Here is a 13,380-nt window from a genome sequence, read left to right on the forward strand (position 1 = left end):
CAGCGCGTGTCACTGGTTCGACGGTCTCACCCGGGGTGCCGGTTGTCACGAGTCACACAATTTCGCCCACTGTAACCATTCGGCAGCCGTCAGTGCCGGGTCGTCACGCGGCTCTTGGAGAGCAGGTAACCCATGGCGACCATGCCGATGCCAAGGACGAGGTGCAGCCAGTTGTCCGCCATGTTGACGGGCACGAAGTTGGCGGCGCTCTCCTGGTCGACGAGCAGCCCGTACAGCCACAGCAGCAGGTAGATGATCCCGCCGCCGATGAGGTAGCCGCGCGCCCCTGCCCAGCTACGGGACAACACCAGGCCCGCGACGCCGAACAGCAGGTGGACGACGTTGTGCAGCACCGACACCTGGAACACCCCGAGCAGCATCGCGCCCGACTGGTGTCCGGCGAAGCCCAGGTCACCGTAGTGCGTGGTGATCCCGGGAACGAAGCCGAGGATGCCGACGAGGACGAACACCGCGCCGACGACGAGCGCGGCGAGCTGGACGGGTGATCCGGCGGTGGGTTTGCGTCGGGTGTCCATGAGACCCTCCTCAGGACTGAGGCTCACCGATCGCCTACCCCGATGTGGCCGTTTCACGCGAATTCGTCCAGGTCGGAACGTCATGACGGTTTATCCGAGGTGCGAAGGCGGGATTCCTGGGGATATGACGGTCGGCGCGTGAGAGGGGGCGTGGTGACGGCTCCAGCGATCGGGGTCGAGGAGGAGTTCCACATCGTCGACACCGGCACCCGGCATCTGGTCCCACGGTCGGCTCTCCTGCTGGAGACGCTGCCGAAGGATCGCTTCACCGTGGAGATGCAACGCGCCGCCCTCGAATCGCACACGCTGCCCTCTCCCCACCTGCGGGAGGTCGCCCGCGATCTGACCGCGCTGCGGGCGGCGACGATCGCCGCGGCGCGCGACCTCGGCCTCGGCGTCGTGGCGGCGGGCAGCGCGCCGCTGACCGACCTGAAGAAGATGCTGGTCACGCCCGACCCCCGCTACGAACGGATCGCGCGCGACTACCAGCTGCTGGCCCGTGAACAGCTGATCTGCGCCACCCAGGTGCACGTCGAGGTGGGCGACCCCGACCTGGCGATCGCGCTCTCGCACCGCCTCGCGCCGTGGCTGGCGCCGCTGCTGGCGCTCAGCTGCAGCTCGCCGTACTGGCTCGGGAACGACACCGGATACGCCAGCTACCGGACGCTGGTGTGGTGGCGCTGGCCCACCGCAGGGCCGATGGCCAAGTTCGAGTCGGCCGCGGAGTACGAGCAGATGATCGAGGAGCTCATCAGGTCGGGAGTGATCTGCGACGTGGGCATGGTCTACTTCGACATCAGGCCCTCGGCGCACGTGCCCACGGTCGAGCTGCGGATCTGCGACTCCTGCACCAGAGTGGACGACATCGTGCTGATCGCGGGGCTGTTCAGGGCGCTGGTCGTCAGGGAGCAGGCGGCGATCCGCCGCGACCCCCACGCCCGGGTGCACCTGGAGACGGTGCGCGCGGCGACGTGGCAGGCGGCGCGGTCGGGTATGGAGGGCGAGCTCATCGATCCCGCCGAGGGCGTGCGCGGCCCAGCCGCGTGGGTGGTCGAGCGGATGGTGGCAGGGCTGCGGCCGCAGCTGGAGGAGGCGGGCGACTGGGAGCTGGTCCCGGCGCTGGCGCGGGACGCGCTGGGCAGGGGCAGCTCGGCGGCGCGTCAGCGCAGGGCCTTCGCCCGCAGGGGCAGCCTGGCCGACGTGGTCGACCTGCTCATCGCCGAGACCGGTCAGGGCAGTGCGCTGTTGACGGCGGCCACGTAGCGGTAGAAGGCCCTGGTGCGGTGCGCCGGGTCCTCGACCCACGCGCGGCTCAGGTCGCCGTTGGCGAAGAACCGTTCCCGCTGCCCCCTGCTCACCTCCAGTTGCACGCCCATGCCCCTGCGGTTCCTGTTGGCGATGTTGGCGGGGCTGTCGCCGTCGAGCTCCTTCGGCGTGGAGGCGGCGACGGTGAACCCCGCGGCGCGCAACGCGGTCGCGACCTTCTTGGCCAGCTTCCTGTCACGACCGCCGACGTAGGTGGTCGCCTTGGTGTCCCCCGTCGCGTGCCAGGAGACGGTGTAGTCGACCGCCGCCGCCACCTTGCGCCCCCTCGGCTCGTCGAAGCGGGTGGAGGTGATGTGCAGGACCCTGTTGCCGGACGGCTTGAGGCCCTCGAAGGAGTAGAAGGCATGCCGGCTGCCCGCCGCGTGATCGGCCAGCTGCGACGTCGGCGCTTCGATCGCGCCGCCGTGGATGGCGATGTGCGCCACCTTGGCCTTCCTGGGCAGCCGTTGGACGCGCCGGTAGTCCTTGCCCTCGCTCTCGTGCGCGGCCAGGTCGGCATAGGTGGTGTAGGCGTCCGGCGCCTTCGCGGCCTGGGCCACCGGCGCGGCGCCGAGCGCGAGAAGGCCGGTGACGACGGCCGGGATGACTCTTCGCATACGCCACACTATTCCGCAGCTCTTTCACGGGGCTTACCGCCGGGTTTCTCCGGCGTCCCGGTCCTGATCCACCTGCGGCCTTACTCGACGAGTGCGGCGATGTCTTCCGCACTCAACCGCAGAGCGCCTGCGGCGATGTTCTCTTCCAGGTGGTCCAGTGCGCCGGTGCCGGGGATGAGCAGGATGTTCGGAGACCTGGCCAGCAACCAGGCCAGGGCCACCTGCGGCACGGTCGCGCGATGGCGGGCGGCGACCGCGTCCAGACGCTCGGCCGTGAGCGGCTGGAAACCGCCGACCGGGAAGAAGGGGACATAGGCGATGCCGGCCTCCGCGCAGGTGTCGACGAGCGCGTCGTCATCGCGCCTGGACAGGTTGTAGAGGTTCTGGACGCAGGCGATCGGCGCGATCTTGCGAGCTTCGGCGAACTCGACGGCAGTGACGTTGGAGATGCCCAGATGGCGGATCAGGCCCTCCTCGCGCAGCGCGAGCAGGGTCTCCAGGGGCGCGGCCAGCGGTGTCTCGTCACGGTCGAGGTCACCCATCCGCAGGTTCACCACGTCCAGGCGGTCCACGCCGAGCGAGCGCAGGTTCGCCTCGATGCCGCGGCGCAGGTTGTCGGGGGTGAGGCCGGTCTTCTGCGCCGCCGGCAGGGCGAGGTCGGAGCCCTCGACCAGCGCCCCCACCTTGGTCACGATCACCAGGTCGTCAGGGTAGGGATGCAGCGCCTCCCGGATCAGCTCGTTGGCCGCCACCCCGTCACGTGCGTAGTAGTGCGAGGTGTCGATGTGGTTCACCCCGAGTTCCACGGCCCGGCGCAGGATGGCCAGCGCCGTCTCCCTGCTGGGCCGCTCGCCCCTCGGCCAGCCGGTCAGCTTCATCGCGCCGTACCCGACCCTCGCGACGCTCAGGTCGCCGCCCAAAGCCCATCGTCGCGTCGTCACGATCGCCCACCCTGGGCCGGCCCACGCCCTTGGCCGCGATGTGTGGTGCCACAGAGGATCTGCTCGCGGAGGATGTCCGCATGGCCGCAGTGCTGGGCCAGTTCGCGCAGCAGGTGGAGGTAGACCCACCGCAGCGGCAGCGGGCCCCGGCGGTTGCCCCGCACGACGTCGTCCAGTGTCAGCTCCGCCGCGGCCTGACGGGACGCCGCGCAGGCCTCCTGGTAAGCCCGCTGGACGGAGGAGATCGTGTCGCCGTCATCGAGATCGAACGACTCGTCGGGCGAGCCGGGAATGCCGATCTCGGTGCGGGAGCGGCACGTGATCGCCTCGTCGAACCAGACCTTCTCGACGAACGTGGCGTGCTTGACCAGGCCGAGCAGCGTGGTCTTGGACGTGACCAGCGAACGGCGCGCCTGCTCCTCGCTCAGCCCGGTCAAGCTGTCGTTCAGCGCGGCTCGATGCTCGTCGAGGAACGCCTCGAACTGATCGCGGAGCGCTGCGTGGAAGACGGCGGGTTCCGCCGACGGCGAGATGACCATGACCGCAAACATAGACGCTCGCGGCGGGGCTCGGCGCAGTGCGTCACTCTGGCTCGGCTCGTACGGCCTGCCGTATCTTTACCGAACAAGAACCTCTTTGCGGGGGAGCGTTTATGGACAGTCCGGAAGGTCGGGTCGTTCTCATCATCGTGATCGCGATGGTGCTGTTCTTTGTCGGGAAGCGTTTCCAGCAGAGCTTGGACACCTGGCGAGGGTGGGGGAAAGCGGTGACGGAAGCCGCCAACGCGGCGAAGAACATCCCGGGCGCCCGCTCGAAGGCTTGGTCGGCGTTCTGGAGCATGGTTCTCATCGGCGGGGGGACGCTTGCCCTGCTCGCATTGATCGCGAACGCCATCCAGGCGGAGTAGGGCCTGCTCGGGCGGGTATCCGAGCAGGCATGCCGTACACACCCGACCCTGAGCACCGCCGTCCCGACGGGACGGGTGACGCGGTCGTCGAGGGTCTCGGTCGCCTGTCCGAGGCGCTGGAGACCACCGAGCGCGCCCGCGGCCACCTCTACTCCTTCCACCAGCTCACCGGGACCGCGGACCGGACCCTCGACGACGTGGTCGAGCTGCTGACATCGGCGGGCCATGAGGAGCTGGCGCGGCGGATCCGCACCGAACTGCTCGGGCGGGAGGTCCTGCCGGGGCGCTGGACCTTCGAGATCGTCGAGGAGTACGACGACGGCTACTACCGGACGTTCAGGGAGCTCGAACGGCAGGCCAGGGCCGAGCTGCTCGACGGCAGGCGGCACGTCCACGAGGCCGAGATGCGGCAACGCCGGCAGACCTGAACACGTCCCCGCGGCGGTGGAACCTGCCCCAGGGGGAGGTCCCACACTGGGACGCATGATGAACATCGGGGAGTTCGCCGAGCTGACCGGACTGAGCGTGAAGGCCCTGCGCCTCTACGACGAGCAGGGCCTGCTGCCGCCCGCCTCCGTCGACGAGTGGTCGCGGCACCGCCGCTACAGCGCCGCCCAGTTCGAGTCCGCGCTCAGGCTCAAGGCCGCCCGCTCGGCCGATCTCCCGCTGGCCGAGGCGCCCAAGCTGCTCCAGGACCCGGAGACCGCGGCCGCGACGCTGGCCGTACACCGCGCCAGGCTGACGGCCGAGCGTGAACGGCAGGACGCCGCGCTCGCAGCCCTCGACCAGCTGCTGGCGGGCGCCGTGGAGTGGCAGATCGAGGTACGGCAGGCGGACGAGCAGCACTGGGCGGGCGTGATCCTGCCACCGGAGGTGACCGACGACGAGCACGCCAACGAGCTGTTCGCCGGGCTGTGGCGGCGCCTGTCGGCGGCGGGCAACGCGCCGACCGGGGCGTACTGGACCACGATCAGGGCGACGGAGGGCAGCGAGACCGAGACCGAGGTGATGTGCTGCTGGCCGGTCGCGGAGCTGCCCCCTGCCGACTGGGACGACGTGCGGCGCGGCACGATCGAGCCAGGCAAGGAGATGGTGGTCCGCTGGCGGTTCGAGCGGGATGTCCCGGTCATCGACGGCGCGGTGCATCCGGCGGTACTCGCCCTGCTGGCGGCCGTCGAGAGCGGTGGGGTCAACGTGTCGCTCGCCGACGTGCGGCAGATCGGCCTGCTGGAGGACGGGGCTCCCGTCGGCGTGGAGGTGGCGGTCCGCCTGCAGCCGTAACCCGAAGTCAACCCGGATCTTGACCTGGAGGGAACGCTTCGATACCGTCCCGGTCGAGCCGATCAGGCGGTTAATGTCCGATCCGTATTACGCGGTTACGGGCTGTCCTGAGGCGATCGAGTTGGGAGTGCCGTGCGGGTTTTCGACCAGTTGGGCATGAAGGGCGAGTTGACCGGGGTGCCCACGCCGCTCACCGCCGTCTCGAGGGACGGCGGCCGCGATCGCGGCTGGTAGGAGCCTGTCGTACGGCAGGCGGGAAACGCCGCGATCATGACGTACGGCGACTGCCGAGACGCCATACTCGGGAGCGCGCATGACTGCCCGCGTCAGGACCCGTGCGAGGGGATGTCGGGTCACATCGGGCAGGCATCACGGTCGATCGTGTCGCACGGCAGGCGCCCGCTATGGGGGTTCACACGCGGGCCGGGCACTGAAACAGGGGGACACATGGTTATGCAGCTCTACGTCGCCGAGTCCGACGCGCTGGGATCGACGCTCGAATCGTTGGCGCGGGAGTGGTCGGCGCGGACCGGCGTGGTGGTCGAGATCTGGGCGCTGCCCCGGTCCCCGGTGCCGAGTGGGGTGGGCGAGGCCGTCCGCTACACCATCAAGACCGTGTTCGCCCAGATCGAGATGTACGGCGGGACGCGGAGGCTGTCCATCGCCGTCACGTCGAGGGGTGACGGGCTCCGGCTGACCATCAGCCATGACGGCGAGGGGTTCCCCGAGCCGGCCGGTGACCGCTTCGCCGTACCCATCGCACGGTTCGCGGCGCTGCGCGGCAAGTTGACCGTCAACGACGTTCATGGGGCGGGCACGACCATAACGGGAGCGATTCCGCTGTAGCGGGAGACGGGCGGCTCGGCCTCGGTGAACTGCGGAAATGCCGCTTAAGCTGAGAAAGGTGACACACAGGCGAAGGTGTGCGGGGTGGGCGGCCGTGAGTGCGGGGGCGCTGCTGATCACCGCCTGCGGCGCCGCCGACCTGCGAACGGGGCAACTCGCTGCCCCACCCTCCGGAGCGAACCCAGCGCCGCCCGCGTCGCCCGCCTTGCTCGCACCCCCCGCCCCGCTCGCGCCGCCGTCGGCCCGGCTCGCGCCGACCCCGTTCGGCGCGACTCCAACGCCACCGACGCCCGCACCCGGGGTGACGCCTCCGACCCCCGCTGTGACGATGTCGGCGGCCCCGCCCGTCCAGCCCGCGCCAACGCTCACCCAGGCGCAGATCGACAAGGCTGTCACCCGGCTCGACGGCGTCATCCGGGACGCCATGGCCAAGACCGGCGTGCCGGGCCTGTCGGTCGCGGTCGTCCACAAGAACCGAACGCTGTATCTGAAGGGATACGGCGTACGGCGAGCGGGTGACCCGCAGCCCGTCAGCCCCGACACGGTCTTCCAGCTCGCCTCGGTCTCCAAGCCGCTGGCCTCCACCGTCGTCGCCGGGGTCGTGGGCGCCAAGACGGTCGCCTGGGACGACCCGGTGATCAAGCATGACCCGGGGTTCGCGCTCAAGGACCCGTGGGTGACCAGGCACGTCACCCTGGCCGACCTGTTCGCCCACCGCAGCGGACTCCCCGACCACGCGGGCGACCTGCTCGAAGATCTCGGCTACGCCCGGCCGTACATCCTCGGACACCTGCGCTACGAGCCACTGGCGCCCTTCCGCGTGAGCTACGCCTACACCAACTTCGGCCTCACCGCGGCGGCGGACGCGGTGGCCAAGGCCCGCGGCGTCACATGGGAGGAACTGTCGGCCCAGGTCCTGTACCGGCCACTGGGCATGAGATCCACCAGCTCGCTCTTCTCCGCCTACGCCAACGCGCCCGACAGGGCCTTCCTCCACGTCAAAGTGGACGGCCGCTGGGAGGCCAGGTACACCCGCGACCCCCAGGCGCAGTCCCCGGCGGGCGGCGCGAGCTCCACCGCCCGCGACCTGATCTCGTGGATGCGGCTGCAACTGGGGAACGGGACGTTCGACGGCAGGCCGGTCATCGATCCGGCCGCCCTCGGCCAGACGCACCAACCGCAGATCGTCTCCATACTGCCCATGAGTCCGTCCGGCGCGGCGAAGTTCTACGGGCTCGGCTGGAACGTGAACTACGACCAACTGGGACGGCTCCGGCTCAACCACTCCGGCGGGTTCGATCTGGGCGCGGCCACCACGGTGACGCTGCTGCCCACGGAGGGGCTGGGCATCGTGGTCCTCACCAACGGCGAACCCGTCGGCCTGCCGGAAGTCGTGGCTGAGACCTTCTTCGACATCGCGCAGCACGGCAGGCAGACGGTCGACTGGCTCACGTTCGTCGGCGGCCTGTTCAAGAGCCTGGACCAGGCCGGGCGATCGACGATCGACTACGCCAGGCCGCCCGAGAACGGCAGGCCCGCGCGAGCCGACGACGTCTACACGGCGACCTACGACAATCCCTACTACGGGCCGACGCAGATCACCTCCTCCGGCCGGGGCGGGCTGGTGATGCGGCTCGGCCCCAAGGGGATGACGTTCCCGCTGCGGCACTACGACGGCGACACCTTCAGCTACGCCACCCAGGGGGAGAACGCGGTGGGACTGTCCGGCGTACGGTTCGTCGTGCGGGCGGGCCGGGCCACCGCGGTGACCGTCGAGCACCTCAACCAGAACGGCCTCGGCACCTTCACCCGCCACCCCTGAACCCGCCACTCCCAAGCCCGCGGCCCCAGTTGCGGGCGGCGGGGGTGGGTGGAAAGGCCGCCGGCTATGGGAGGCGGAGTTCGGCGAAGACGGCGCGGTGGTCGGTGCGGGGGACGTCGCGCACCTCCACCCTGGCCACCCCCACCCGCTGGTCGGCCAGCACGTGGTCGATGCTGATCAGCGCCGGAATCAGCCTGCCGTTCGGCCACGTCGGCGTCAGCCCCTTGCCCACCTTCTCGGCCGCGTCGATGTAGCCCTTGCCGAGCAGGTTCCGCAGCGCCCGGTGGTCGATGCTGGCGTTGAAGTCCCCGGCCAGCACGCGCACCACGTCAGGCGACGGTGGAGGCATCGCCGCCAGCGACGCGTTCCATTCGGCGGCCATCCGGCCCAGCGGCGGGTTCGGGTGGATCGCCACCACCTGTGCCTTGGCCCCCGAAGGCAGGCTCACCGTGGCTGCGGGCATGTTGTGCCCGATCGGCGTGAACAGCCCCTTCAGCTCGGTCAACGGGTGCTTGGCGAACAGGCCGCTGCCCGTCGCCCCCCACGCCGGCTGGAGCACCCGGTACGGCATGAGCGTGTCCAGCCCCGCCGCGTCGAGCCGCCTGACCGTCTCGGGCCCCAGTTCGAGCGCGCTGAACACGTCCGGGTCGAACTCCCGTACCAGAGAGACGACCGCCTCAGCGTCGGCCCTGGAGAACAGGTTGATCGACAGCACCTTGAGCGCGGGCCCCCGCGCGGTGAGCGGCTCCGCGACCACCCGTGGCACCAGCGCCGCGGTCAGGGCCACGCATGCGGCCAGCGCCAGCACGGCGGCCGGCCTCCTGCGGACGGCCAGGATCAGCGTCACGACCACCCCGACCGCCAGCGCGTACGGCGTGAGCGTCATCAGCTGGGTCAGGAACGATCCATGCTCCAGCCCGAAGGTCCTGATGACGGCCCAAGCGGCGAGCAACGTCGCCACCAGCCACGACATCCACCGTCTGCGCTTGCGGCCCGGCGCGGACTCGGCTGCCCGCTGGCCCTTCTCGGCGGTGATGCTCACGCGAACCCCTTGCTTCGGCTCATGCCATGACAGCTTGGGGGACGGAAATGAAAGGCGGATGAACCGCCGCCGCAGGGGATGAACCAGCCATCACACATCGGCCTCTAGGGGAGGACACCGCACCACCCCGATGAGTTGGCCTCCATCGCGACGCCGTCCCGGAGTGACTGGGGGCTTCGGGAGGAGGCCGCCGTCACGGAGCCGAGTGCAGTAGGCGGCGCTGGAGCGCGTGGTCGATCAGCCCGATGAGCATGTCCCTGCTGGACCCCTTGTCGCGCGCGTCGCACAGCAGGATCGGGACCGCCGGATCGAGCTGGAGCGCCATCCTGATCTCCTCCACCTCGAACAGGTCCGCCCCCTCGAAGCAGTTGACCGCCACGATGAACGGCGTGCCCCGCCGCTCGAAGTAGTCGACGGCCGCGAAGCAGTCGGCCAGCCTGCGGGTGTCGGCGAGGACGACCGCGCCGAGCGCGCCGAGTGCCAGTTCGTCCCAGAGGAACCAGAACCGTTCCTGCCCGGGCGTGCCGAACAGGTAGAGCACGTAGTCGGTGCTCAGCGTGATGCGCCCGAAGTCCATGGCCACGGTGGTGGAGCGTTTGGCGGAGACGCCGGAGACGTCGTCCACGCCGACGCCGCGTTCGGTGAGCAGTTCCTCGGTGCGCAGCGTCCGCGTCTCGGAGACGGCGCTGACCATGGTGGTCTTGCCCGCGCCGAAACCGCCCGCGATCAGGATCTTGACCGCGTTGGGCATGCGGCGCCGTTCAGAGAGAGCGAAGACCATCGAGTACCGCCTTGTAGACCTGCGGGTCATGGATGTCGGTGTCGGGCTGGGGGTGCTGCACGTCGATCAGGTCCTGCTCCAGGAGGTCGCCGAGCAGGACGCAGACCGCGCCGGGCGGCAGGTCCAGGTGGGAGGCCAGTTCGGCCACCGCGATCGGTGCCCTGGACAGTCGCAGGATCGCCGCGTGTTCGGGGTCGAGCCCGAGGCCGGGCTGTTCGGCCACCGCGATCGCCTGGGTGATCAGGTCGAAGGCGCCGCGCGCCGGTTGGGTGCGCCCTCGGGTGATCACGAAAGGACGCAGCAGGCTGGGATCGATCTCGTGCTCGGGCGTGCCTGAGCGGGTCATCAAGCAACCTCACCTTCTCCCGGGTCGATGCCGTTGGCGGAGGCGAGGCGGTCGTTGGTGGACAGGTGTTGACCGACCTTCGCGATGAGCATCTCCATCTCGTAGGCCACGAGGCCGAGGTCGGCGTCGTGGGCGGTGAGCGCGGCCAGACGGGCCCCGTGACCGGCGACCGTCACGCGCAGGATCAGGTGCTGCCATTCCACGAGCGTCTGCTTGACCTGTCCGCCGCCCGCGTAGTCGGTGGCGGCCTTGGCGAGGCTCTGCAGGCTGGCGGCGACGGCCGACAGCCGGTTGGCGTCGGCGGGATCCAATCCGTCGGAGGCGGCGAGCACGAGCCCGTCGCTGCTCAGGACGATCGCGTGCGTGATGTCGGAGACCCGTTTGGTCAGGTCGTTGAGCAGCCAGTTCAGCTGGGCCGTGGTCATGTCGACTCCTGGTCGCCGTAGGGGTCGCGTTCGCCGAGCAGGCGCTCGGCGGCGGCGCGGCCGCGGACGGTGCCCCGCTGGAGGGCCGCCAAGCGGGTGCGCAGCTCGTCCTCGTCGTCCGCGATGCCCGGGGTGGGCTCGTCGGGCCACGCGCTGGTGGCGGAGGGGGCGGGCTGGTCGCGCAGTTCGGGAACGAGACTGGTCTGGGGCACGCGCAGGGGAAGGCCTCCAGGGGTGAAGAGCGGCCGGTCGGCAGTCGGGGGCGTCGTCTGCGGCGGGGGCGGGGCGGTGGGCGTGGTCCGCTGACGGACCGGCAGAGCGAAGGCGGGGGCAGTCGAAGGTGTCGGTGCCGAGAGCGGGGGCGCGGTCCGATCCGGGCGTGGAACGGCGGGCGTCGTCCGCTGCGGAAGATGAGGCGGCGGTGTGGCCCCCTGCTGGACAGAAGACCGAGGACGCGGACGCGCAGGCGCGGTCGGGGCCGTCGTCTGCTCAGGGGACGGGGCGTCGGGGTCGAAGGGGTCGCCCTGTTCGGGCTCCTGCAGCAGCGCCAGCGGCACCAGCACCACCGCCGCCACCCCGCCGTACGGTGAGGACTTGAGCGTCACGACGATGTCGTGCCTGGCCGCGAGTCTGCTGACCACGTAGAAGCCGAGCCGCGCCGCCGTACCGGTGATCTTGAATTCGGGTGGGTCGGCGATCTGCCTGTTGGCCTCGGCCAGGTCGGCGGAGGACATGCCGAGGCCACGGTCCTCGATCTCCAGCACGTACCCGTTGGCCACGTGCTGCCCGCTCACGGTGACGGCGGTGTTGGGCGGGGAGAAGGACACCGCGTTGTCGATCAGCTCGGCCAGCAGGTGGGTGAGGTCGCCGACCGCCTTGCCGAGCAGGTGGCTGTCGTCGAGCGGGTTGATCGAGACCCTGCGGTAGTCCTCGACCTCGGCCAGCGCGCCGCGCACCACGTCCAGCAGCGGGACCGAGCGCCGCCACGTTCTGGCCGGGGTGGCGCCGGCCAGCACGAGCAGGTTCTCGGCCGCGCGCCTGGTCCTGACGACCAGGTGGTCCAGCGCGTACAGGTCGGTCAGTTCCTCGGGGGTGGTGGCCCGGCGCTGCATGACGTCGAGCGCGTCGAGCTGCCGCTTGACCAGCCCCTGGGTACGGCGGGCGAGGCTGGTCAGCGTGTTGCGGGTGCTCAGCCGCAGCTCGGCCTGCTCGACGGAGACCCTGATCGCGGTCTCCTGCACGGTGTTGAACGCGCGCGCCACCTCGCCGATCTCGTCGGGCCCGAACGCCAGCGGCGGCGCCTCCTCGGCCAGGTCGACGTTCTGGCCGTGGCTGACCCGCTCGACCACGCCGGGCAGCCTGCGCTCGGCCAGGTCGAGCGCCGCCGCCCGCAGGCGGTTCAGCTGGGCCAGCAGGGCCCTGGTGGTGGTGACCGCGAGCACGATCGAGGCGACGACGGCCACCAGGCCGAGCCCGCCCGCGATCAGGAGGCGGACCAGCACGCCGACCGCGACGGGCGCCGCCCGGTCGACGAGGTGGTCGCCGCCGTCCTGGATCATCGTGTTCAGGCCGGACAGTGAGCCGTCGGCGGCGGTCCGCCACTGCTGGGCGGTGATCGGCGCGCTGCCCGTGGGGTCGGCGGACGCCATGGTCCGCTCCAGCGCGCGCAGCTGGGTCACCGAGGCGCCCGCTCGCCATTCGCGGAAGGCCTGCTGGTCCTCGGCGGGCAGGGCGGAGGCGGCCTGGTCCAGGGCGTAGGCGGCGATGATGCTCGCCTTGGCGACGGCGGCCTGGTCGTCGCGGGTGAAGCCGCCGCCGGCGAGGATGCCGCTGACCAGCGCGTCCTGGCGGGACAGGAGCTCGCGCGCCCTGCTCATCGCGGTGAGTGTCCTGCCGTCCTTGTCGATCTGCTCGTCGCCGAGGACGGCCAGCGCCGTGTCGTACATGGGGTAGAAGCTGTCGATCAGCCCGTCGTAGGCGGCCTGTGCCTGCTTGCGGTTCTGCTTTCCCGCGTCGATGCTCCGGCGCAGCTCGGGCAGGGTGGCCAGCTGCCGCAGCACCTCGTGCGAGCGGGTGATGAGCGCGTCGGCCGCGGCCCACTGGGTCGTCGAGGAGCGCGCGGACGTGTCGAACGCCTGCCGTAGCCGGTCGTTGTCCTCGCGCTGGGCGCGCAGCTGCTGGGTGAGCGCCGTTCCCGAGCCGAGAGCGTCGATGGTCAGACGCCGTTCGCGCTGGAGCCCCCACAGCAGGGGCTCGCTCGGCTCGACGACGTTGGCGTCGATCGTGGTGGCCCACAGCAGGTTGACGCCGTCGGAGACGGTGACCCATGCGCTGAATCCCCAGAGGGCGACCAGGGAGACGAGCATCGCGACGATCTTGCTACGGACCCGGGTTGCCCGCCATCGCCGGTGTTTGCTGTGGCCTGCCGGGCCCTTGTCAGGGCCGCGGGATGACCGCGTTTGTCGCACACCAGGGGAATGTGGCACTCGGCACACCTTAGCGATCAGACAAAAGTGGCTCAAGATCTTCTG

15 protein-coding genes are annotated in these 13,380 nt (G+C 70.5%); 6 read left to right on the forward strand and 9 right to left on the reverse strand.

The genetic code is table 11. The annotated features are described in order from the left end of the window. Positions 1–89: 89 nt before the first annotated feature. Positions 90–536 carry a DUF4383 domain-containing protein gene (locus ACFXJ8_RS29710; RefSeq protein WP_379647272.1) on the reverse strand — a complete coding sequence of 149 codons (447 nt, stop codon included), beginning with the start codon at positions 534–536 and terminating at the stop codon, positions 90–92. A gap of 153 nt (positions 537–689) precedes the next feature. On the opposite strand from ACFXJ8_RS29710, the gene ACFXJ8_RS29715 reads away from it, so the two are divergent. Continuing rightward, positions 690–1,799, forward strand: a complete 1,110-nt coding sequence (locus ACFXJ8_RS29715) for a glutamate--cysteine ligase (RefSeq protein WP_379647273.1) — start codon at positions 690–692, stop codon at positions 1,797–1,799. Here the strand turns inward: ACFXJ8_RS29715 and ACFXJ8_RS29720 are convergent. The 3 genes from ACFXJ8_RS29720 to ACFXJ8_RS29730 form a co-directional block, all read right to left on the reverse strand. Next, positions 1,766–2,458 (reverse strand): poly-gamma-glutamate hydrolase family protein, encoded by a 693-nt coding sequence (locus tag ACFXJ8_RS29720; protein ID WP_379647274.1) that lies wholly within the window; start codon positions 2,456–2,458, stop codon positions 1,766–1,768. The two genes, ACFXJ8_RS29715 and ACFXJ8_RS29720, sit on opposite strands and share 34 nt — an antisense overlap. Before the next feature lie 80 nt (positions 2,459–2,538). Then, the gene (locus ACFXJ8_RS29725; RefSeq protein WP_379647275.1) at positions 2,539–3,399 is read right to left on the reverse strand and encodes an oxidoreductase; all 861 of its coding nucleotides are present in this window, start codon (positions 3,397–3,399) and stop codon (positions 2,539–2,541) included. Then, positions 3,396–3,938: a DinB family protein gene (locus tag ACFXJ8_RS29730; protein ID WP_379647276.1), complete on the reverse strand. Its 543-nt coding sequence runs from the start codon at positions 3,936–3,938 to the stop codon at positions 3,396–3,398. Before ACFXJ8_RS29730 ends, ACFXJ8_RS29725 begins: the two co-directional genes overlap by 4 nt. A gap of 113 nt (positions 3,939–4,051) precedes the next feature. Between ACFXJ8_RS29730 and ACFXJ8_RS29735 the strand changes: the two genes are divergently transcribed. The 5 genes from ACFXJ8_RS29735 to ACFXJ8_RS29755 all read left to right on the forward strand — a co-directional run bounded on the left by ACFXJ8_RS29735 (position 4,052) and on the right by ACFXJ8_RS29755 (position 8,255). Beyond that, the gene (locus ACFXJ8_RS29735; RefSeq protein ID WP_379647277.1) at positions 4,052–4,306 is read left to right on the forward strand and encodes a hypothetical protein; all 255 of its coding nucleotides are present in this window, start codon (positions 4,052–4,054) and stop codon (positions 4,304–4,306) included. Between the two features lie 29 nt (positions 4,307–4,335). After that, the gene (locus ACFXJ8_RS29740) at positions 4,336–4,734 is read left to right on the forward strand and encodes a hypothetical protein (RefSeq protein ID WP_379647278.1); all 399 of its coding nucleotides are present in this window, start codon (positions 4,336–4,338) and stop codon (positions 4,732–4,734) included. 55 nt (positions 4,735–4,789) lie between these two features. Then, a complete protein-coding gene (locus tag ACFXJ8_RS29745) occupies positions 4,790–5,587 on the forward strand; it encodes a MerR family DNA-binding transcriptional regulator (RefSeq protein WP_379647279.1) in 798 nt (265 codons plus the stop codon). A 447-nt stretch (positions 5,588–6,034) separates the two neighbouring features. Then, complete coding sequence (locus ACFXJ8_RS29750) at positions 6,035–6,433, forward strand: hypothetical protein (RefSeq protein ID WP_379647280.1); 399 nt, start codon at positions 6,035–6,037, stop codon at positions 6,431–6,433. Between the two features lie 328 nt (positions 6,434–6,761). After that, entirely contained in the window at positions 6,762–8,255 is a 1,494-nt protein-coding gene (locus ACFXJ8_RS29755) for a serine hydrolase (protein ID WP_379647281.1), read from the forward strand. 64 nt (positions 8,256–8,319) lie between these two features. Here the strand turns inward: ACFXJ8_RS29755 and ACFXJ8_RS29760 are convergent, their stop codons facing one another. From ACFXJ8_RS29760 to ACFXJ8_RS29780, 5 genes are all read right to left on the reverse strand, one after another. Continuing rightward, on the reverse strand, positions 8,320–9,297 hold the full coding sequence (locus ACFXJ8_RS29760) for an endonuclease/exonuclease/phosphatase family protein (RefSeq protein WP_379647282.1): 978 nt from the start codon (positions 9,295–9,297) through the stop codon (positions 8,320–8,322). 193 nt (positions 9,298–9,490) lie between these two features. Then, positions 9,491–10,078: an ATP/GTP-binding protein gene (locus ACFXJ8_RS29765; RefSeq protein WP_379647283.1), complete on the reverse strand. Its 588-nt coding sequence runs from the start codon at positions 10,076–10,078 to the stop codon at positions 9,491–9,493. Continuing rightward, positions 10,059–10,424 carry a DUF742 domain-containing protein gene (locus ACFXJ8_RS29770; protein WP_379647315.1) on the reverse strand — a complete coding sequence of 122 codons (366 nt, stop codon included), beginning with the start codon at positions 10,422–10,424 and terminating at the stop codon, positions 10,059–10,061. The genes ACFXJ8_RS29765 and ACFXJ8_RS29770 overlap by 20 nt, the downstream gene beginning before the upstream one ends. Next, positions 10,424–10,849, reverse strand: coding sequence for a roadblock/LC7 domain-containing protein (locus tag ACFXJ8_RS29775; RefSeq protein WP_379647284.1), 426 nt, complete (start codon positions 10,847–10,849; stop codon positions 10,424–10,426). The genes ACFXJ8_RS29770 and ACFXJ8_RS29775 overlap by 1 nt, the downstream gene beginning before the upstream one ends. Beyond that, entirely contained in the window at positions 10,846–13,215 is a 2,370-nt protein-coding gene (locus ACFXJ8_RS29780) for a nitrate- and nitrite sensing domain-containing protein (RefSeq protein WP_379647285.1), read from the reverse strand. Before ACFXJ8_RS29780 ends, ACFXJ8_RS29775 begins: the two co-directional genes overlap by 4 nt. Positions 13,216–13,380: the final 165 nt, after the last annotated feature.

The sequence above is a fragment of the Nonomuraea sp. NPDC059194 genome (assembly GCF_042754765.1).
Taxonomy (GTDB): domain Bacteria; phylum Actinomycetota; class Actinomycetes; order Streptosporangiales; family Streptosporangiaceae; genus Nonomuraea.